General features: G+C 63.1%; 16 protein-coding genes and 1 pseudogene. 16 read left to right on the forward strand and 1 reads right to left on the reverse strand.

All coding sequences use genetic code 11. The features are described from left to right. Positions 1-6: 6 nt before the first annotated feature. The 3 genes and pseudogenes from ACFHWW_RS20125 to ACFHWW_RS20135 all read left to right on the forward strand — a co-directional run bounded on the left by ACFHWW_RS20125 (position 7) and on the right by ACFHWW_RS20135 (position 4,062). Complete coding sequence (locus ACFHWW_RS20125; RefSeq protein WP_100670826.1) at positions 7-624, forward strand: dual specificity protein phosphatase; 618 nt, start codon at positions 7-9, stop codon at positions 622-624. Next, positions 618-2,338: pseudogene (locus ACFHWW_RS20130) on the forward strand (metallophosphoesterase). The gene ACFHWW_RS20125 and the pseudogene ACFHWW_RS20130 overlap by 7 nt, the downstream one beginning before the upstream one ends. Before the next feature lie 80 nt (positions 2,339-2,418). Then, positions 2,419-4,062 (forward strand): Na/Pi cotransporter family protein, encoded by a 1,644-nt coding sequence (locus ACFHWW_RS20135; protein ID WP_379940387.1) that lies wholly within the window; start codon positions 2,419-2,421, stop codon positions 4,060-4,062. A gap of 65 nt (positions 4,063-4,127) precedes the next feature. Here the strand turns inward: ACFHWW_RS20135 and ACFHWW_RS20140 are convergent, their stop codons facing one another. Next, complete coding sequence (locus ACFHWW_RS20140) at positions 4,128-5,114, reverse strand: LacI family DNA-binding transcriptional regulator (RefSeq protein WP_324764339.1); 987 nt, start codon at positions 5,112-5,114, stop codon at positions 4,128-4,130. 510 nt (positions 5,115-5,624) lie between these two features. On the opposite strand from ACFHWW_RS20140, the gene ACFHWW_RS20145 reads away from it, so the two are divergent. The 13 genes from ACFHWW_RS20145 (at position 5,625) to ACFHWW_RS20205 (ending at position 18,723) form a co-directional block, all read left to right on the forward strand. After that, entirely contained in the window at positions 5,625-7,472 is a 1,848-nt protein-coding gene (locus tag ACFHWW_RS20145) for an ABC transporter permease (RefSeq protein WP_379940389.1), read from the forward strand. Further along, positions 7,472-8,605: an ABC transporter ATP-binding protein gene (locus ACFHWW_RS20150; protein ID WP_379940391.1), complete on the forward strand. Its 1,134-nt coding sequence runs from the start codon at positions 7,472-7,474 to the stop codon at positions 8,603-8,605. The genes ACFHWW_RS20145 and ACFHWW_RS20150 overlap by 1 nt, the downstream gene beginning before the upstream one ends. Positions 8,606-8,645: 40 nt before the next feature. Next, entirely contained in the window at positions 8,646-9,770 is a 1,125-nt protein-coding gene (locus ACFHWW_RS20155) for an ABC transporter substrate-binding protein (protein WP_018095888.1), read from the forward strand. Between the two features lie 22 nt (positions 9,771-9,792). Further along, on the forward strand, positions 9,793-10,923 hold the full coding sequence (locus ACFHWW_RS20160; RefSeq protein WP_379940394.1) for an ABC transporter substrate-binding protein: 1,131 nt from the start codon (positions 9,793-9,795) through the stop codon (positions 10,921-10,923). 56 nt (positions 10,924-10,979) lie between these two features. After that, entirely contained in the window at positions 10,980-11,864 is an 885-nt protein-coding gene (locus ACFHWW_RS20165; protein ID WP_379940396.1) for an inositol monophosphatase family protein, read from the forward strand. A 61-nt stretch (positions 11,865-11,925) separates the two neighbouring features. Further along, positions 11,926-12,546, forward strand: coding sequence for a dual specificity protein phosphatase family protein (locus ACFHWW_RS20170; protein ID WP_379940398.1), 621 nt, complete (start codon positions 11,926-11,928; stop codon positions 12,544-12,546). After that, on the forward strand, positions 12,546-12,914 hold the full coding sequence (locus ACFHWW_RS20175; protein WP_275599638.1) for a MurR/RpiR family transcriptional regulator: 369 nt from the start codon (positions 12,546-12,548) through the stop codon (positions 12,912-12,914). The genes ACFHWW_RS20170 and ACFHWW_RS20175 overlap by 1 nt, the downstream gene beginning before the upstream one ends. Positions 12,915-13,018: 104 nt before the next feature. After that, the gene (locus ACFHWW_RS20180; protein ID WP_100670804.1) at positions 13,019-13,228 is read left to right on the forward strand and encodes a hypothetical protein; all 210 of its coding nucleotides are present in this window, start codon (positions 13,019-13,021) and stop codon (positions 13,226-13,228) included. A 221-nt stretch (positions 13,229-13,449) separates the two neighbouring features. Further along, the gene (locus ACFHWW_RS20185) at positions 13,450-14,139 is read left to right on the forward strand and encodes a response regulator transcription factor (protein ID WP_003532082.1); all 690 of its coding nucleotides are present in this window, start codon (positions 13,450-13,452) and stop codon (positions 14,137-14,139) included. 43 nt (positions 14,140-14,182) lie between these two features. Continuing rightward, positions 14,183-15,352 carry an FIST signal transduction protein gene (locus ACFHWW_RS20190; protein ID WP_018095882.1) on the forward strand — a complete coding sequence of 390 codons (1,170 nt, stop codon included), beginning with the start codon at positions 14,183-14,185 and terminating at the stop codon, positions 15,350-15,352. Next, the gene (locus tag ACFHWW_RS20195; protein ID WP_379940402.1) at positions 15,349-17,592 is read left to right on the forward strand and encodes a PAS-domain containing protein; all 2,244 of its coding nucleotides are present in this window, start codon (positions 15,349-15,351) and stop codon (positions 17,590-17,592) included. Before ACFHWW_RS20190 ends, ACFHWW_RS20195 begins: the two co-directional genes overlap by 4 nt. A gap of 106 nt (positions 17,593-17,698) precedes the next feature. Next, positions 17,699-18,373: a hypothetical protein gene (locus ACFHWW_RS20200; protein WP_379940404.1), complete on the forward strand. Its 675-nt coding sequence runs from the start codon at positions 17,699-17,701 to the stop codon at positions 18,371-18,373. Beyond that, on the forward strand, positions 18,370-18,723 hold the full coding sequence (locus tag ACFHWW_RS20205) for a hypothetical protein (RefSeq protein WP_100670798.1): 354 nt from the start codon (positions 18,370-18,372) through the stop codon (positions 18,721-18,723). Before ACFHWW_RS20200 ends, ACFHWW_RS20205 begins: the two co-directional genes overlap by 4 nt. The last annotated feature ends 59 nt before the right edge of the window (positions 18,724-18,782 follow it).

Raw genomic sequence — 18,782 nt, forward strand, 5'->3', positions numbered from 1 at the left:
GACTGCATGGATGCACCTGTCCATACCCGACCGGCTATCAGCCTGATTGCCGAGGGACTGGGGCCGCACGGCTCCGCTCTCTACATCGGCGGCAGCGAAGGCGCGCGCGATCTGGGGCTTCTGCGACAAAACGGCATCACGGCCGTCGTCAATTGTGCCATCAACCTCGACATCAACTATGTCGAGGGGCCTTCCGACGAGGCAGATGGCGAGCGCAGGGCGTCCGGCTTCGCGGCAATACGCTACTACAAGATCGGCATGATCGATGACGAGGGCAGCCCCGAAACCATGATGCTGGGAGCCTATTACATCCTCGACGGTGCGCTTCGCCAGTCGATGCCGAAGCGGCCCACCTATCCGTTCCGGGACGGCGGAAACATTCTCGTCAACTGCCGCGGCGGACGAAGCCGTTCCGTCTCGCTCGTCGCGCTTTTCCTCCACAAGCAGCAACCGAACCTTTACCCGACGCTTGAAGATGCCGTGGCGGCGATCCGCACGCGCAGGCAATTGATGCCGGATGAATGGTTCGAGACGCCGAAGCCGATGCTCTACGAGGCAGCAAGGAGGGCCTCCGCCTGGATCGACATGATCGAGCGCGAACGGCAGAAGGAGAGGCCATGCTGAAGCGTACCCTGCCGGCCGTCGCCGTAATAGCCGATGCCCATTTCCACGATGTCGAAACGGATTTCGGCTTTGCGAGAGTGGCCGTCGAGGGTCGGGAAATCACCATGCGCAGCTGGGCGGACACCCGGCAATCCACACGCGTCTTCAATGAAAGTGCGGAGGCGTTTCTGGCGGCCCTTGCCGAGGTACGCCGGCGCGGCATCCGTCACGTCGTGCTGCTCGGGGACTATACGGACGACGGCCAACGCGCGACCACGAGCGCTCTGCGGGACATTCTCCATGAGCACGCCGATGCGTTCGACATCTCGTTCTATGCGCTTCCCGGCAATCACGACATCTTCGGGCTGCGGGGCAGGCATCACACAAAACAATTCCTCGGCCGCGACGGCCGGGGCATTCTCGTCACCAGCGATGCGAACGGCGCGGGCAGCGGCGTCACCGTCAGTGACCGGATGTATTGCGAAGGCTATCCGGCGGGCCTCGATCCGATGGCGGCCTTCGGCTATTTCCGCAGGCCCGAATATCTCCATTGGGAGACCCCGTTCGGCACCTCCGATGCGGTCGAAGACCGCCGATACGGGGTGGCCTCACCGGACGGCAGCAATCGCTACGAGTTGATGGACGCGTCCTATCTGGTCGAACCCGAGCCCGGCCTCTGGCTGCTGATGATCGATGCCAATGTCTTCGAACCCGTGAACGGGACGTTTGAATGGGGTGAGGAAGCGGCTTTCATAGACAGCACCTCGGGCGGCTGGAATGCGATGATCCGCTGCAAGCCTTTTGTCGTCTCTTGGATCGCCGACGTCTGCGCACGGGCACGGAGGCTCGGGAAGACTCTGCTTGCATTTTCGCACTATCCGGTGCTCGACCCTTTCGATGGCGCGACCGGCGCCGAGGCAGCGCTGTTCGGCGAGACCAACATCGCCAGGCGCACACCCCGAAAGGATGTCGAGCGGGCGCTGCTTGCGGCCGGACTGTCGCTCCATTTCAGCGGGCACCTTCATGTGGAGGGCGTCACGCGCCGCGGCAACGGCGACCGGTCGCTCACCAATATTGCGGTCCCGTCGCTCGTAGCCTTTCCGCCGGCCTTCAAGATCGCGCATCCGGGAGAGGGGAGCGTCGTCATGGAGACGGTTGAGCTGTCCGGACTGCCTGCCGACCAGCGGCTCCGCAGCGCCTATGAACGAGAAGTCGCGCTGCTCGGCGAAGAGCCGGAGGCCGCCTTTTCAAGCTCCACTTACGGAGCCTTTCTCAGGGCACACAAGCGGGCACTGGTCAGCCACCGCTATTTTCCCGAGGAATGGCCGCCGGCAGTCGTCGAGCGCGTGGCAGACGTCACGCTCGAGGAGATCGCGTGTCTCTTCACCGAAGAGAGCGCCGGCGGCGCTCCGATTCTGTCCGCTTTGGTGCACGCTTCGGCGATCGACATCGCCGAGCTGAGAAGCCTGCCGATGATCGAGCTCGTCGCCGATTGGTACTGCCTTCGGCAGGGGGCATCGCTCGCTTTGCCGCATATCGAAAAATCGCGGCTGCCCGTCTATCGCTTTCTCGCCGAAAGGTCGGATGCGAGGCGAGGAGCCGACACGACAGTTCGGTGAAAGGCTTTCTGGCCATATTCCTTGGAGCGTTGAGTCTGTTTCTGGACCGCGCGGAAAATGGCGAGACGCAGATCGTCGTTGCGTCGGATCCCGTGCAGCAAGACGCTCCGGCGTGAGTGGTCGGATGGCCTATGCGGCGCTGGAAGAGAGGCGCACCGTCGCGTCAACCCGTTGGCAGGCAGGTTAGGGTGGGCTCATGGAATCGGCCATTGTCGGCATCAATCTCTTCGGCGCGGTCGCGCTGCTGCTCTACGGACTGGCACAGGTCAAGGACGGCATGTCGCGGGCCTGGGGCGCGCGGCTGAGGACCGGCCTCGCCGCCGGCACGCGCGGCGGGCTGCGTTCGTTCGCTGCAGGATTCGTCGCCACAGTGGCCCTTCAGAGTTCGACTGCGACCGCACTCATGGTCGCCTCTTTCGTGGAAAAGGACCTGATTGCGCCGGCGATGGCACAGCTCGTGTTGCTGGGCGCCAATGTCGGGACGGCCGCCACGGCGTGGATCGTGGCGCTCGGTCTCGGCTGGCTGTCGCCGCTGCTCATTCTCGCCGGGGTTGCCCTCGCCCGAGCGCGGTCCGGCGCGCGCAACGGCGCCGGCAGCGCCGTCGTCGGCATCGGTCTCATGCTGTTGTCATTGCATCTGCTCTCAGCGGCGACCGATCCGCTTCTGCAGTCGCCGGCACTCCGCGCCTTCCTGGCGATGCTCGACAATGCCCGGCCGGTGGCTTTGATCTTCGCCGCCGCACTCGCCATTCTCGCCTCCTCCAGTCTCGCCATCGTGGTGCTCATCCTGTCGCTGGCCTCCGCGGGCGGCATCTCGACCGCGCTCGTCGTCGTTCTTGTCCTCGGTGCCAACCTCGGCGGGGCCGTGCCGCCGGTGCTTGCGACGCTCGGCGCTTCCGCAGGCGCGCGGCGCGTAACGATCGGCAACCTCATCGTCAGGGCAACCGGCTGCGCCATCGCCCTGCCGCTGGCCGGCTATTGTGCGGAATTCATGGAGTTGGCAGGGCTTTCGCCGCAAAAGCTCGCCGTCGATGCCCATCTTCTGTTCAACCTGGCCGTGGCGCTGATCGCCTTTCCAGTGTCGCCTCTCCTTTATCGGCTGACGGCCGGCCTCATCCCGCAGGAGGCGGAGAGCGACAACGGACCACGCTACCTGGACATGAAGGCCCTCGCGAGACCCGTCGCCGCACTTGCCGGTGCCGGTCGCGAGGTCATGGCGGTGGGCGACCTGATCGAGAGCATGCTGGTGCGGGCCCTGGACGCGCTCAAGACGAACGACCTCTCGATGCTTGCGGATATCAGCATGCTCGAAGGGCGGGTGGACCGGATCCAGCATGAGATCAAGCTCTACGTGTCGAGGGTGGGCAAGGACGATATGACGGAAGACGATCACCGCCGGGCCCGGCATATCGTCGACTATGCCATCAACCTCGAACATATCGGCGATATCATCGAGAAGGGGCTGCATCCCGAGATCGCAAAGAAGATCAGCCTCGGCCTGCGCTTTTCCGAGGACGGCCAGGGGGAACTCGCAAGGCTCTTCGCGATCACGCTCGACAACCTGCGCATGGCCCAGGCTGTCTTCGCGACCGGCGACGCTGAGCTGGCACGCCGTCTCGTGGAGGTGAAGGAGGAGGTGCGCCGGCTCGAGAAGCAATCGGCGGAATGCCACCTGCAGCGCCTGCGCGAAGGGAGGCTGGACAGCATGCAGACGAGTTCGCTGCATCTGGACATGCTGCGCGACCTGAAGCGGATCAACGCCCACGTCGCTTCGGTTGCCCACCCGATCCTCGACGGCAGCGGCCTCCTGATCGAGAGCCGCATCCGCCAGGCCGTCTGAAGCTGAAGCACTTCCAGCAAGAGTGCGCAGCGTCTTCCATCCGGACGTGCCCGAATCAACAGGCCTTAGCGCGCCGTCTGCCGCTCCACTAGGGCTACCGGCACGACCTGCATCCGCGTTTCCGGTTCGTCGCTGTCCAGGGCTGAAAGCACCTTTTCCGTCAGGGCCTGGAAGGATTGGGCAACCGTCGTGAGCCCGTAGCTTTTCCAACCGGCTTGCGGAATGTCGTCGAAGCCGACGATAGAGACGTCCTGCGGTACCCGCCGGTTCATTTCCAGCCGCGCCGCGTCGAGGAAGCCGAGCGCCAGAAGATCGGTCACGCAGAAGGCACCGTCGATCGCCTTGTCGACCAGAAGCTCACGCCCCGCCTGCAGCCCGGACTCGTAACTCGTCGGACCGCCCGACCAGGCGACGACGTCCACGCCCTCGGCCTGCATTCGTTGCGTGAAGGCCTTCGCGCGCCGCAGCTGGGCGGGGGTCTGGCTGCCGCTCGTGACGACGGCGACTTTTTTGCACTTCGCCTCAATCAGCCGCAGTGCCGCGAGGTCGGCGCCGTGGGAGTCGTCGCTCAGCACCATGTTCGTGTCCGTGCGGTCGAGACGCTGGTTGATAAGGATGAGACGCACGCCATTGGCGATGCATTCATCGACGATCGAGGCGGGCGGCTCGCCGGAGAGAACGACGATCGCCTGGGCGCGAAACTCGAACAGAAGCTCGATCAAAGGGGCTATGTCCTGGCGGGCGTCGGCGGCATTCAGAAGGAGGCATTGCTTACCCTGGCGCAAGAGCCCGATGCTCAGCAGGTCCAGCTGCTTGGAAATGAAGGGCGAGGAGAGATTGGCGCCGACGACGCCGATCAGGTTGGAGCGGTCATTGTTCAAGACCTGGGCGAGCCGATTGACGCGATAGCCGAGCTCGCGGGCAGCCTTCAGGACCTTGCGCCGGACGGTCTTCGAGACGCTGGCACCGGGAGTGAAGGTACGCGATACTGCCGAGCGCGAGACGCCCGCACGTTTTGCGACCTCCTCGGCCGTCACAAAAGTCCTCGCCATCCGTCCTCCTTTCGGCATCGATCAGCCCTCTATCAGAGGCCATGAACCGCGAAAAGTTCCAAGCGGAAAATTGCTCGGGCCGCGGCCAGCCCGCTTTCAATCCCTGCTGCCTTTCCCGGGCCCGACAGGCACATGGAGCCCGTTCCGGAGCGGGAATGCAAATGAACACGTGTGCTTATCAAAAATATACAGCAAATACAACACGATAGATGACTGATCACGTGTGCATTTTTCTGTTGACAAACGGGCGGGCTGAATCGATCATACGTTCCATAAAGACACGGAATTTGGAATTTTCATTCCGTCAGCGGGCCGGGCGACGGCGCGTTCGTCTCAGGGGGAGGAGACGTCGCGAAGCTGTCGGCGGCGACGGCGCAGCAACGGCATGGCCCGGGAGGAACGGAGGCGGGCTGCCGATGTGGTACAGCCGGCCCGAGCTTTCTGCAAACGACTTCAGCGCGCGGTGACGGACATGGATGCCGGCAAGCATAAGCGGCCATGGGAGGAACAATGGCTCTTCTAAGTGAACCGGCAAAGGCGGCAGCCGAAAACCGGTCTGCCACGCCTTCGGCCTGGCAGGCATGGCGCTATCGGTTGAAGGTTGCCCTGCGTGAACCCACGACCCTGATCGGTGTTCTGACGGCGTTGCTGTTCACATACCTGATCGTCGTTCCGATCATTTCCATCGTGCTCGACGCCGTTCGCGTGCAGTTCGGGCACGAGCGGCGTCTGAGCAAGGATGTCGGCGATCTCACGCTCTACTATCTCGACAGAGCGCTGTTCTCGCCGGTGTCGGCGGACCTGTTCTGGCGACCGCTCTTCAATACGCTCTCGGTAGCCGTGGGCGCCATATCGCTGTCGCTGCTGATCGGCACTGTGCTTGCCTGGCTCATCAGCCGGACGGACATGTTCGGGCGCCGCTGGTTCGCGACCGCGCTGATCGTGCCCTACATGCTGCCGGCCTGGACCTTCGCGCTCGCCTGGACGACGCTCTTCAAGAACCGTACGGTCGGCGGCCAGCCCGGATGGCTGGAAGCGATGGGGCTGACGCCGCCCGACTGGCTTGCCTATGGCCGGATTCCGATCACCATCATCCTCGCGCTGCACTATACGCCCTTCGTCATTCTCCTGTTCGGCTCGGCGCTCAGGCGCTTCGATTCCCAGCTCGAAGATTCGGCACGCATTCTCGGCGCCAAGCGCCACCAGGTGGCGCTGCAGATCATCCTGCCCCTGATGCGGCCGGCATTGCTCTCCTCGATGGTGCTCATCTTCGCCAAGTGCCTGGGCGAATTCGGCGTGCCCTATGTGCTTGGTCTGCCGGTCAAGTTCGAAGTTCTCTCGACGTCGCTCTTCCGCAGCATCGCCTCGCGCCAGACGGGCGTCGCCGGGGTGATCGCCGGCTCGATCATGCTGATGGGCATCATCACTCTGTGGATCGATGCACGGCTGGTGCGCGAGGCACGGCGGTTCGTCACGATCGGTTCGAAGGGGTCGATGAACCGGCAGAGTCGCCTTGGCCGCATGCGTCTGCCGGCGGCGGGATTCGCCGCCACGGTCTTTCTGTTGAGCGTAGGCTTGCCGCTCCTCACCTTGTTGCTGTCGACGATCATGAAGATGCCTGCGAGGTTCACGCTCGACAACTTCACGCTGGACTACTGGATCGGTCGGGATCTCGACACGATTGCCCTGAAGACCGGCATCCTCTTGAGCCCCGATCTCTGGGACGCTGCAAAGAACACGCTGACGATCGTCGGCCTCGCCTCGGTAACCTCCGGCATTCTCGGCCTGCTGGTCGGCTACGTGGTCATCCGCACGCCGGTGCGCCTCCTGTCGGTCTATCTTCGGCAGGTGACCTTCCTGCCCTATCTGGTACCCGGCATCGCCTTTGCCGCTGCCTATCTGTCGCTTTTCGCGGTTCCCCGCGGCCCATTGCCGGCGCTCTATGGCACGGTCATCATCCTCATTCTCGCGCTCATCGCCGACCAGATGCCCTACGCCTCGCGCGCCGGCATCTCGGCCATGACGCAGCTCGGCAAGGACCCGGAGGAGGCGGCCCAGGTCGCCGGAGCCGGCTGGCTCAGGCGGATGATCTCGATCGTCATTCCGATCCAGAAAGGCTCGCTCGTGACGGGGGTGCTGCTGCCGTTCATCTCCGGGATCAAGGGCCTCAGCCTTTTCGTCATCCTGGCGGTGCCGAGCACGGATGTGCTGACCACCTATTCGTTGCGGCTGGTCGACTACCACTACACGCAGGCCGCGAATGCCGTGGTGCTCATCATCGCCGCCATCGCCTATGGCGGCACGCTCATCGCCCAGAAGCTGACCCGCACAAATCTTGCAGAAGGACTTGGAAGCTGATGCCAACGATCAACCTGCGCGGTGCGCAGAAGAACTACGGCGTGAATTCCGCAAACGCCGTGTCCAACCTCGATCTCGAGATCCGCGATGGCGAATTCATGTGCCTCCTCGGGCCATCGGGTTGCGGGAAAACCACGACGCTCCGGATGATTGCCGGCCTCGAGAACCTGTCGGGCGGCGAAATCAAGGTCGGCGATCGTGTGGTCGACTGCGTGGCCGGCGGGGTCTTCGTACCGCCGGAGAAGCGGGAGATGGGCCTCGTCTTCCAAAGCTATGCCTTGTGGCCGCATCTGACGATCGAGCGCAACACGGATTTCGGCCTCAGACTGCGGAAGCTCCCCAAAGCGGAAAGGGAGGAGCGCGTCGAGCGCGTCATGCAGGCGCTCGATATCGCCAAATACCGGGACCGCTATCCGTCGCAATTGTCGGGCGGCCAGCAGCAGCGAGTGGCCCTTGCCCGCATGCTGGCCATCAACCCCGGCGTGCTGCTCCTCGACGAGCCGCTCTCCAATCTGGATGCGCGGTTGCGCCTGGAAATGCGGGCGGAGCTCAAGCGGCTGCATAAGGAATTCAAGACCACCATCGTCTTCGTTACCCATGATCAATGGGAGGCGATGACGCTCGCGACGACGATCGCCGTCATGAACGAAGGCACTCTGCAGCAGATGGGCACGCCGAACGACATCTACGATCGCCCGGCGAACCGTTTCGTCGCAGAGTTCGTCGGCAGTCCCCCGATCAACATATTGACCTTCGGCGAGCCCGGCACGTGTGACGTGGCCGACAAGGCGGAGGCCTATCTTGCCACGCGTTATCCGCACCTCACGGGGGTAGGCTCCGTCGGCATCCGCCCGGAGGCGATCGGCTATGCAACGCGGATCGAGGATGTGCCGAAGGGCAGCTTCTCCGGCGAGACAACCGTGACCGGCGTTCTGCCGACCGGAGGCAACTGGATCCTGGAGCTCAGGAGCGAGAGCCACACCCTGTTCCTGACGACCCATGTTCTGCCGCGGATCGAGCAGGGCGCCAGGGTGTTTTTCTTCGCGCCGCCGGAGGCCCTGCATGTCTTCGATACGGACGGCCGCCGGATCGCGGAGGCGGACGCGCGACTGAGAAGCCTCGCCTACAACTGATATCCGACAAACCGGAAAAACCTGCGGAGGGAGAAAAAATATGAAGCGGAATGTGAGAAGCGGCAGATTTTTGCTTTGCGCGACGGCGATGCTGACCGTGCTTGGCACGGGAGCACGGGCGGAGGAACCTTTCGATATCGACGCCCTTGTCGAGGCGGCCCGCAAGGAAAAGCCGATTACGGTCTATGACAGCACCGGCAAAATCGTCGAGATGGCGAAGAATTTCGCCGACAAATACGACGTCGGCGCGGAGGGCTCGAAGGTCAAGGCATCGGCCCAGCTCGAGATGATCATCCGTGAGGCCCGGGCCAACAACATCCAGGGCGACGTCTCCATCATCAGCGACGCTCCGGCCGCCATGGCGCAGCTCATCCCGCAGGGATTTGCCGAGAGCTGGCTGCCCCCGGATCTCGCAGCGAACATTCCGGCGGAGTACCAGGACCCGTTGACGGTGGTCACCAGCGCCAATGTCTGGGCCTACAATACCGAGCTCTTCGACAAATGCCCGGTCACGAATATCTGGCAGCTGACCGAGCCCGAATGGAAGGGCAAGGTCGCCATGCAGGATCCGCTCGGGAAGGCATCCTATGTCGACTGGTTCAACCAGATGGCGAAGCACGGCGACGAAGAGGTCGCTGCCGCCTATAAGGCGCTCTACGGCAAGGATATCCAGACCGAGGAGGCAAGCGCGACTGCGGCCTGGGTCAAGGCGCTTGCAGCCAACGCGCCGCTCCTGACCGATGCGGACGCCGCGGCGGCCGATGCGGTCGGGGCGCCCGGGCAATCCGAACCCTTCATGGGACTGATGAGCTCCGCGAAGTTCCGCGACAATGCGGAAAAGGGCATGAAGCTCGGCCTCTGCAAGGACCTGAAGCCATGGGTCGGCTGGCTCTATCCGGGCGTCGGGCTGATCACCAAGGGCACGGACAGCCCAAATGCTGCGCGACTCTTCATCCACTACGTCATGACGGCCGAAGGGATCGCTCCGCAGGCCGTGGACGGCAAGATGTCGACCAACAGGGAAGTGGCTCCGCCGGCGGACGAACCGTCGGGGATAGCGACCGTTCTCGACCAGCTTCTGCCCTACAGCATGGCGACCAGCCTCGACGACTGGGACGCGCGTGAGACGTGGCAGGATTTCTGGCGCGTGCACTATCAAAAATAGAAGCCGGAAGCGGGAGGAGATGATGAAGGCGCATATTCACAGGATAGGGCGGACCGCGGTGGCCGCACTCGGACTCGCAGCCGGAGTGATTTCGGCCACGGCTGTTGCGGCAGACGGGTTCGACCTCGATCGCGTGATCGCGGCGGCAAGGAACGAAAAACCGATCACCATCTATGACAGCACCGGCAAGATCGTCGAGATGGCGGAAAATTTCAGCGCCAAATACGGGCTGAAGGCGACCGGCATGAAGGTGTCGGCGAACAGCCAGCTCGAAATGATCATCCGCGAGGCGCAGGCGGACAATGTGCAGGGCGACGTTGTCCTGATCACCGACGCGCCGGCAGCCTTGGCGCAGCTCCTGCCGGAGGAATTCGTGCAGAGTTATCTGCCGGAGGACATGACTGCCAAGATACCGGCGGAGTTTCGAAATCCGCTGGCGATTTCGACCAATGCCAATGTTTGGGCCTACAACACCGAAGCCTATGACAAATGCCCGGTCTCCAACATATGGGAACTGACGGAGCCGAAGTGGAAGGGCAAGGTCGCGCTCGTCGACCCGTTGACGAAGAGCACCTATACCGACTGGTTCAACCAGATGGAGGCGCATGGCGACGACAAGGTCGCCGCCGCCTACAAGGCGCATTTCGGCAAGGATTTGCAGACGGAGGAGAAAAGCGCATCCGCCGCCTGGATCAAGGCGCTGGCGGAGAATGCGCCGCTAGCGACGGACGGCGACGATCCCGTGGCCGAGGCCGTGGGCGCGCCGGGGCAGAAGGCGCCGTTCTTCGGCCTCCTGAGCTCGGCCAAGTTCCGCGACAACGAAGCCAAGGGATACAAGCTCGGCATCTGCAAGGACCTCGACCCCTGGATCGGCTGGACCTACGTCAAGCTCGGGCTGATCGCCTCCAAGACAGCGAGCCCGAACGCCGCCAGGCTCTTCGTCCACTATATCCTTACGGAAGAAGGCATCGGCCCGCAGATGAAGGACGGCAAGCTGCCGACCAACATCGACATCAAGATGCCCGCCGACGAGCCGTCCGGATTGATGGCCGTGTCCGATCGGCTCTTCGGCTACGATTCATCCACCGGCCTCAGCGACTTCGACCGGCGCGAGGAGTGGCAGGACTTCTGGCGCAGCAATTACAGCAAGTGACCGCGTTCCGGCGCGGGCGTCGCGCCGGGCTTTCCTCCAACAGACTGGGATATCCAATGCAGCAAAGTCCGCCTTCCGGGCCGATGATCGCCGATCGCCATGCCGTTGCTCTCTCGCAGCGCCTTGCGGAGACCGCGCGGGGAGCAGCCCTTGCGGTCCGAGCGCCCCTTCTCGAGGCGTTCCGTTTCGAAATGGCGGTGGACTACAAGGCCGATCTGCACGACATCGTGACTGTCCACGACCGGCGGGCGGAGGCGATCATTCGAGCATATATATTCGAGCATGAGCCGAACTCGGCGGTCATGGGCGAGGAGGGCGGCCAGACGGGCGACGGCGAGTTCCAGTGGTATGTCGACCCGATCGACGGGACGGCGAATTTCGCGCGCGGAATTGCCTTCTGGTGCGTATCGGTCGCCGTGGTCAAGGATGGGGCCGTGCTCGCCGGCGCCGTCTACGACCCTGTGGCGGACCTCATGTTCTCGGCCGATCTCGAAAAGGCGGAGCTGAACGGCAAGGCACTCGCTTCGCGTGCCGCCGGTGACGAAAAGCGCGCCACTCTGATCACGGGCTACCCGGTTGCACGTGATTTCCGGCTCGACGGCCGCGAGGCGGCGCTTGCCAATTTCGGAGCATTGACGGAAACCTTCTCGACACTGCGCCGGCCCGGAAGCGCGGCGCTCAGCATCGCCCATGTGGCGGCCGGATGGGCGGACGCCGCAGCCGGCTTCGGCGTCAACGCCTGGGACGTCGCCGCCGCAACGCTCATCCTCAGGAATGCCGGCGGGCGATACGAGCCGCTAACCCTCGGCAAGGTGGCGGTCGATGCCGCGGATTTCATGTGCCCGGGCTATATCGCCACCGGGAGAGGGGCGGATTATCCGACCCTCGAGCGGGTCGCCCGATCGATCTCGGCGTCGCGGATCGCAAAGGCCGGACAGTAGCAGGCGCATCGACGCAGTCAGACACAGCGCGACGACCTCATGTCGGCGCCGGAGAAAAAGCATGCAGCAGTTGGAAACAGACCCGCAATCGATCGACGCCGAACTTCCGAAGCTCAGCCTGGTCTACGAGAAGCACCCGCTCTACGGCGTCGATCTCTTCATCAGCGGCAAGGAAGGCGCGAGCGATCTCGATCTGCTGCGCCGGAACGGCGTCACCACCGTGGTCAATTGTGCGGTCAACCTGGATTTCAACTATGTGCGGCAGGCTGACTTGGTATCGGATCACCAAGGCAGCGCCTACGGACCTGGGGAGATCCGCTATTACAAGATCGGCTTGATCGACGGTTCCGGCAACCCGGACACGCAGATGGTCGCGGCCTATTACATTCTGCGCGCCGCCCTGGAGCAGATCTTGCCGGAGAAGCCGTCCTATCCGAGGCGGGAACGTGGCAACGTGCTTGTCAATTGCCGGGGAGGACGATCGCGTTCGGTGATCGTCATGGCGCTGTTTCTGCACCTGACGCTTCCTTCGGAATTCTCGACGCTTGCCGGCGCGATCGCGCACATTCGCGAGCGCCGCCAACTCGCGCGCGCAGAGTGGTACAAGGCCCCGAAACCCGTTCTCATCGAGGCAGCAGCCCGTGCGGCGGAGTGGGTGCGGCTGATCGAGGATGTCCGTTGATGGCTTTGCTGTCCGCAACGGCCGAGGAGAAAGAAACCGATCGCAAGGCAATGAGCTGCCGACGCGGAAGAATGCCTCCCTCCAACCTTCGCGAACTCAAGGCCATGATCGCGAAGAAGGAGGTGATCTTTGCCGGCGAACGCAAGCGCGTCATGCGCGCCATACTCGACCATCCCGACATCATCGCCTTCGGCACGGCGACTTCGATAGCGGATGAGTGCGGCGTGTCCACGGCCACGGTCGTGCGTCTGGCGGGTCACCTCGGTTTCAGGAAGTTCCGCGATTTCAAGAATCTGTTTTGCGATCATCTGAAAGAAACGCGCGCCTCGCCGCAACGGATGCTCCGCTCGCCTCCCCGATCACGATGATCCCCGGCCGCGCATGCCCACCGCTTTCGGCCGGTGGCTGGCGCATTCCCGCGCGGGCGGTTATATTAGTCCGTGCGTAAGCTTCATCCGAAACGGGAGAAGTCATGGACCCGGTGACGCTCGTACTGACCGTATGCCTTGCAATGGCACCCGAAAAATGCCGGGAGGAAACGCTGCAGTTTCAGGACCTGAGGTCGTTGAATCAATGCATGTTCCAGTCCGCGGTGTACATCGCCGAATGGTCCGAGCAGCATCCGGCGCTTCGCGTCAAGAAGTGGCGATGCAGGGTTGCGGATGCGAGCCGCCCTGTCTGAATACCTGGGCCCCTGAACGAGGCGCTTGAATCTCGCAAGCGTATCGCCGACAGTGTAGCGTCGCATGGCAAATCTCGGAATTGCCCGGGGTGGAAAACTGTGCGACAACGATTCGCGTCGTGCTGGGGAGAGTACGACGGCCTGGGAGAGAGATATTCTCGGTGAATTCGGAGTGGCCTTGAGTCGCTCTGTTGGCTTGGAAGTATCTCGGGAGGAGAGCCATGCCGCGGACAGCCTTGCCCGTTCATTCGCTTTCGATAAAGTCGGCCCTGGTGATCGATGATCATCCGCTCTATTGCGATGCTCTGGCCGCGACGATGGAAAGCACCTTCAATACGCGCCGCATCAGAACGGCGACGTCGCTGAGCGAAGCGTTGCAGCAGCTCAGGATGCGCTTCTCGCCCGATCTGATCATGCTGGATCTGAACCTGCCCGATGCATCCGGCTTGAGCGGTTTTCTGAAAATCAAGGAGAAGATGCCCGATATTCCGGTCATCGTGATCTCCGCCTTCACGTCGAAGGACGTGGTTCAATCGGTCATCGCCGCCGGTGCCGCGGGGTTCATCCCCAAGGACATCGACCGTCATAATTTCCAGGAAGCGATGCAGGATATCTGGAACGGCAAGACCTATGTGCCGCCGGGCTATGCGGTGCCGGCGCGCGCGACGGCGACGGACCAGTCTGTGGAGACGATCTCGCGCAAGATCGCGCATCTGTCGCAGCAGCAGACCCGCATTCTGAGCCTGATCTGCGAAGGCATGCCGAACAAGCTGATCGCCTACGAGATGCAACTGGCCGAGGCGACCGTCAAGGCGCATATCACGGCGCTTCTGCGCCGGCTGGGCGTCCACAATCGCACCCAGGCGGCGATGCTGGTACGCGAAGTATCGATCCGCCACAGCCTGCAGTGAGGTGTGCCCGGCCTGCCGGGATGGAGTTGGAGGGTGACGGTGCATGACGGCTGTCGACGATCTTGACCGCAAACCCGCCGAGGCGGTGCGGCTCGCGACATCACGCGCCGATGATGCGTTCACCGCCCTCGCCGAAATCAGACGGCAGCTCGCCACGGCGAGGCCGAGCTTTATCTTTCTGTTCGTGCCGGACCGGCTGCAGCCGGAAGACCTTGCCGCTGCGCTCAGAAAGTCGCTGCCGAATACGGTCGTCTTCGGCTGCACGACAGCCGGCCAGATCACGCCGCGCGGCTATGAAAACGATACTCTGCTGGCGGTCGCCTTCCAGCGGCATCATTTTCGGGTGGCGTCGATCCTGTTCCAACCGATTTCGCCGGTCTCGATTGCCGATGTCGTTTCGCAGACCGAGCGGCTCGCCACACAGTTCCGCGTGACGCCGGGCCGCAAGCGGCTGGCGCTGATTTTCGCCGACGGACTGTCCAAGCAGGAGGATATTCTGGTGGCGGCCCTGGAGGCAGGGCTGAAGGACATTCCCGTCTTTGGCGGTTCGGCCGGCGACGGGCTGCGGTTCCAGCGCACCCAGGTGCTTCGCAACGGTGAATTCCACAGCAATGCCGCGCTCCTCCTGCTGCTCGAAACCGATCTGGAGTTCAGCGGTCTCGGCTTCGATCATTTTCAGCCCACCGACAAACGCATGGTGGTTACCCGCGCGGTCCCCGAGGAACGGCTGGTCCTGGAAATCAATGGTTCGCCGGCGGCGGAGGAATATGCCCGGCTGGTCAAGGTGCCGGTCGGCGAATTGTCGCCGATGGTCTTCGCCGAGAATCCGGTACTGGTGCGCAACGGCAATCTCTATCACGTGCGGGCGATCCAGCAGATTCAAGGCGAGCACGGGCTCACCTTCCTGTCGGCGATCGACGATGGTCTGCTGTTGCGCCTCGGCCGCGGCAAGGAAATCATCCGAACGCTCGAGACGGGGCTGGCGGTCAGCGGCCATGACGGTGAGGCCCCGGATTTCATCCTCGGTTTCGATTGTTATCTGCGCAAGCTCGAGATCGAGCGCAAGGGTCTGGACAGCGAGGTTTCCGAGCAGTTGCGGCAGCGCCGGGTCGTCGGCTTCAACACCTATGGAGAACAGCATCTCGGCGTGCACGTGAACCAGACCTTTGTCGGCGTCGCCTTTTTCCGGCCGAAGGCGGGAGCGCCGCTATGATCGATCCGAACGAGCCCTACGAACTTCAGATCGCCAAGCAGGCAAGGATCATCGAGGCGCTGGTCAACCGGGCCGAGCGCGGCCACGAAGTCGGGGGCTCCGCCTATTCGCTGTTCGAATCCGCCATCGCCCTTCAGGCGGAGGTCTGGGAAAAGACCAAGGATCTCGAAAAGGCTCTCGATACGCTCGACCGGGCGTCGAGCGAGCTCGAGGTCGCCTACCAGGCGCAGGAGCGGATTCAGAGAAATCTCGCCGATGCCATGGTGGCGATGGAGGACGGCTTCGCACTTTTTTCCGAGGAACGACTGCAGGCCTGCAACGCCCAGTTCCGCAATTTGCTGCCCGACGTGGAGCCGCTGATCAAGCCCGGCCTCGGTTTCGACGACTATCTCGCAGCGGTCAACGCAAGCAAGTATCTGAACCGGGAGGAGAATGGCCTGGCGGGCCGGCCTCAGCCGGTGGCGAAGGGGCAGGGATCCGGCCAGCGCTTTTCGTCCTTCGTGATGGTGCTGCGGAACGATCGCTGGTTCCAGATTTCCTATCGGCAGACCAGTTCCGGCAATATCACGGTCCTGCAGACCGAAATCACCGACATCGTGCGGGAGAACCGGCGCGAGAAGAACCGCCTGATCGACCAGCAGTCCCATCTGCTGCAGGCGGCCTTCGATCACATGTCGCTCGGCGTCTGCACGTTTTCGTCAGGCGGCGAATTGCTGGTACGCAACGAGCGCTTCGGTGAGCTTCTCGGCGTGCCGCTTGCGCTTCTGAAAAAGGGAAGTCCCTTTCAGCGCATTGTCGAACATGTCGAGCGCCACGAGATTCTCGAGCGGGAAGGGCGCCGGTCCAGGGTCGCCGGCTGGTTCAAGGCGGTGCGCCGCGGCGAGGCGGTGCAGGAGCGCTTCCGCCGGCGCGACGGCATGAGCCTCGACATCCGCATCCATTCCCTGCCCGATGACGGTTTCATCGTGTCGATCATGGACGTGACGGCAGAGACGCAGGCCTCGGCGCTTCTGGAGCAACGGGTGCAGGAGCGCACGGCCGAATTGACCGAGGCCAATCGCCTGCTGCAGATACACGCCGACGAGCAGACCAAGATCGAGGCGGCGCTTCGGCACGCCAAGGAGGCTGCCGAGGCGGCCCACACATCCAAGACCCGCTTTCTGGCGGCTGCCAGTCATGATCTCCTTCAGCCGATCAACGCCGCCAAACTCTATCTGTCGATGCTGACGGACAAGGTGGGGCAGCCGGGCACGGAGGAGGTGGTCAGGCGCCTGAAGCGATCCTTCACCTCGATCGAATCGCTCCTGCAGGCGCTTCTCGACATTTCGCGCCTCGACAGCTCGGGAGCCGAATTCAACGTCACCTCGTTCAATCTCGGCAATCTGCTGCAGGGCGTGGCCGAGGATCTGGCGCCCCTGGCAACGGAAAGGGGGATCGACCTTCGGATCGTGCCTTCCTCACGCTGGATCAGCAGCGATCAGCGCTACCTGATGCGCTGCGTCCAGAACCTTGTCGTGAACGCCATTCAATATACGGAGCGCGGCCGTGTCCTGGTCGGTTGCCGGCTGGCGGGCGGTGCCGTGCGAATAGAAGTGTGGGATACCGGCGTCGGAATATCCGAGGAAGATCGGACACGGATATTCAAGGAGTTCACCCGGGCAAGCGGCGCGGCAAAGGGTCCGGGCATGGGACTTGGACTGTCGATCGTCGAGCGGGCATGCCGGCATCTCGATCACCCCATCCGGCTGGCATCGCGGCCGGGCCAGGGCTCCGTCTTCTCGATCGAAGTGCCGCTGGCCGCGCCCGGCCATGCCAGCGTCAGCGAGGATCCGAGGATGGAGCCGATGCTCGACGGCAGCCTCGATCTGATCGTGATGATCGTCGAGAACGATGCCGACGAGCTGCACGCGATGACGCAGGTTCTGGAAAGCTGGGGAGCCAGCGTTCTGGCAGCGGACTCGACTGCAGATGCGGCGGCGCTGATGCAGGAAATCGGCACGGCTCCCGACATCTTGCTGGTCGATTATCAGCTGGACGAAGAGGACAACGGCATAGAAACCATTCATACGCTGCGCGCGCTCGCAGGAGCCGAAATACCGGCGATCATCATTTCCGCCAACCGGCAACGGCAATTCCTGCAGCTCTGTAACGAAATGTCCTTCGCCGTGCTCACCAAGCCGGTGCAGCTGGTGCGGCTCAGGGCGCTGATCGACTGGAAGACCCGGGCCCGCGTGGCGTGAGACAAACACAGACAAAGGTCTCCGATGACATTGCCGGGGCCGCTGCTAGGCTCGAAACCGGTAAACGGAGCCTCGGAACGGGCCACAATCGGACGGTGGATCTGCGATGCGTATTTTTCTCCTGATCGCTCTATTCCTGCTGGGGCAGGGGCACGGACCCGTGGCTGCTGCGGAGACCTACGAGCTCCTCTTCCATTCGGCGGCGTTGAAAGGGCTCGCCGTGGCGAAGGACGGTTCCGTAGACGAGCAGAGCTCGCTCGTCTACGACAAGGTGGTGTCGGGGCCTGATGCAGGGCAGAGGGCCGGCAGCTTCACGATCGGCCTCAAGGTTGGCGACAATGTCGCGATGACGCTCCATCAGGGCAGCCAGTCCCGGGGGCTCGGCAACTATCCAGCCTCGGTCGGCAATCCGCTGATCATGTATTTTCTCGAAAGCGTGCTTTCCGATCTTGCGGCACAATCCGGCGGCAGTCCCTTCTACATGCGCAACCGCATCAAGGAAGCCCTGCTGCGGGATGCGCAGATCGAGCCGATATCGCTGCGCTATCACGACCGTGAAATCGCCGCGCGCGAGGTGACGATCCGGCCCTTCGAACACGACAAGGCGCGCGCGCAAATGGGGCGGATCTCGCAGTTGTCGCTCGCCGTCACCGTGTCGGAAGAGATTCCCGGCTGGTATTATGCGCTGGTGGCCACCGTTCCTTCGGCGGCGGGCGGGGCCGAGGCCGGCTATTCCCACGCGATCACCTTGAAAGAAGCTGCGGAGGGCGGCCGCCCATGATGCGCGCCGCCCTGACCGCGCTCGCAATCGCGACGGCGGCAATCCCCGCAAGCGGACAGAGCATGTCTGAGCGCCTCAACGATTACCCCACCGAGGTCCGGGCCGACTATGTGTTCGGATGCATGGCCGCCAACGGCCAGAGCCGGGAAGTATTGAGTAAATGCGCCTGCTCGATCGATGTGATCGCATCGATCCTGCCCTATGACAAATATGTCCAGGCCGAAACGGTGCTGTCTCTCCAGCAGGGGAGCGGCGAACAGCTGGCCATGTTCAAGTCGGCGGTCGTGCCACGCACCATGGTCGCGGATCTGAGACGCGCCCAGGCGGAGGCGGAGATGCTGTGCTTCTAGAGCACTTCCAGGAAAAGTGTGTAACGGTTTTCCGTCCGGAAGTGCGTGACCCCAGGCTA

Origin of the sequence: Sinorhizobium sp. P24N7 (genome assembly GCF_042436655.1) — a bacterium.
Taxonomy (GTDB): domain Bacteria; phylum Pseudomonadota; class Alphaproteobacteria; order Rhizobiales; family Rhizobiaceae; genus Sinorhizobium; species Sinorhizobium meliloti_A.

Coding starts and splice junctions, on each gene's coding strand:
- ACFHWW_RS20180 (WP_100670804.1), top strand. CDS start 13,019: ATGGACCCGGTGACGCTCGTACTGACCGTATGCCTTGCAATGGCACCC.
- ACFHWW_RS20145 (WP_379940389.1), top strand. CDS start 5,625: ATGGCTCTTCTAAGTGAACCGGCAAAGGCGGCAGCCGAAAACCGGTCT.
- ACFHWW_RS20190 (WP_018095882.1), top strand. CDS start 14,183: ATGACGGCTGTCGACGATCTTGACCGCAAACCCGCCGAGGCGGTGCGG.
- ACFHWW_RS20205 (WP_100670798.1), top strand. CDS start 18,370: ATGATGCGCGCCGCCCTGACCGCGCTCGCAATCGCGACGGCGGCAATC.
- ACFHWW_RS20200 (WP_379940404.1), top strand. CDS start 17,699: ATGCGTATTTTTCTCCTGATCGCTCTATTCCTGCTGGGGCAGGGGCAC.
- ACFHWW_RS20195 (WP_379940402.1), top strand. CDS start 15,349: ATGATCGATCCGAACGAGCCCTACGAACTTCAGATCGCCAAGCAGGCA.
- ACFHWW_RS20125 (WP_100670826.1), top strand. CDS start 7: ATGGATGCACCTGTCCATACCCGACCGGCTATCAGCCTGATTGCCGAG.
- ACFHWW_RS20165 (WP_379940396.1), top strand. CDS start 10,980: ATGCAGCAAAGTCCGCCTTCCGGGCCGATGATCGCCGATCGCCATGCC.
- ACFHWW_RS20170 (WP_379940398.1), top strand. CDS start 11,926: ATGCAGCAGTTGGAAACAGACCCGCAATCGATCGACGCCGAACTTCCG.
- ACFHWW_RS20175 (WP_275599638.1), top strand. CDS start 12,546: ATGGCTTTGCTGTCCGCAACGGCCGAGGAGAAAGAAACCGATCGCAAG.
- ACFHWW_RS20140 (WP_324764339.1), bottom strand. CDS start 5,114: ATGGCGAGGACTTTTGTGACGGCCGAGGAGGTCGCAAAACGTGCGGGC.
- ACFHWW_RS20160 (WP_379940394.1), top strand. CDS start 9,793: ATGAAGGCGCATATTCACAGGATAGGGCGGACCGCGGTGGCCGCACTC.
- ACFHWW_RS20150 (WP_379940391.1), top strand. CDS start 7,472: ATGCCAACGATCAACCTGCGCGGTGCGCAGAAGAACTACGGCGTGAAT.
- ACFHWW_RS20185 (WP_003532082.1), top strand. CDS start 13,450: ATGCCGCGGACAGCCTTGCCCGTTCATTCGCTTTCGATAAAGTCGGCC.
- ACFHWW_RS20135 (WP_379940387.1), top strand. CDS start 2,419: ATGGAATCGGCCATTGTCGGCATCAATCTCTTCGGCGCGGTCGCGCTG.
- ACFHWW_RS20155 (WP_018095888.1), top strand. CDS start 8,646: ATGAAGCGGAATGTGAGAAGCGGCAGATTTTTGCTTTGCGCGACGGCG.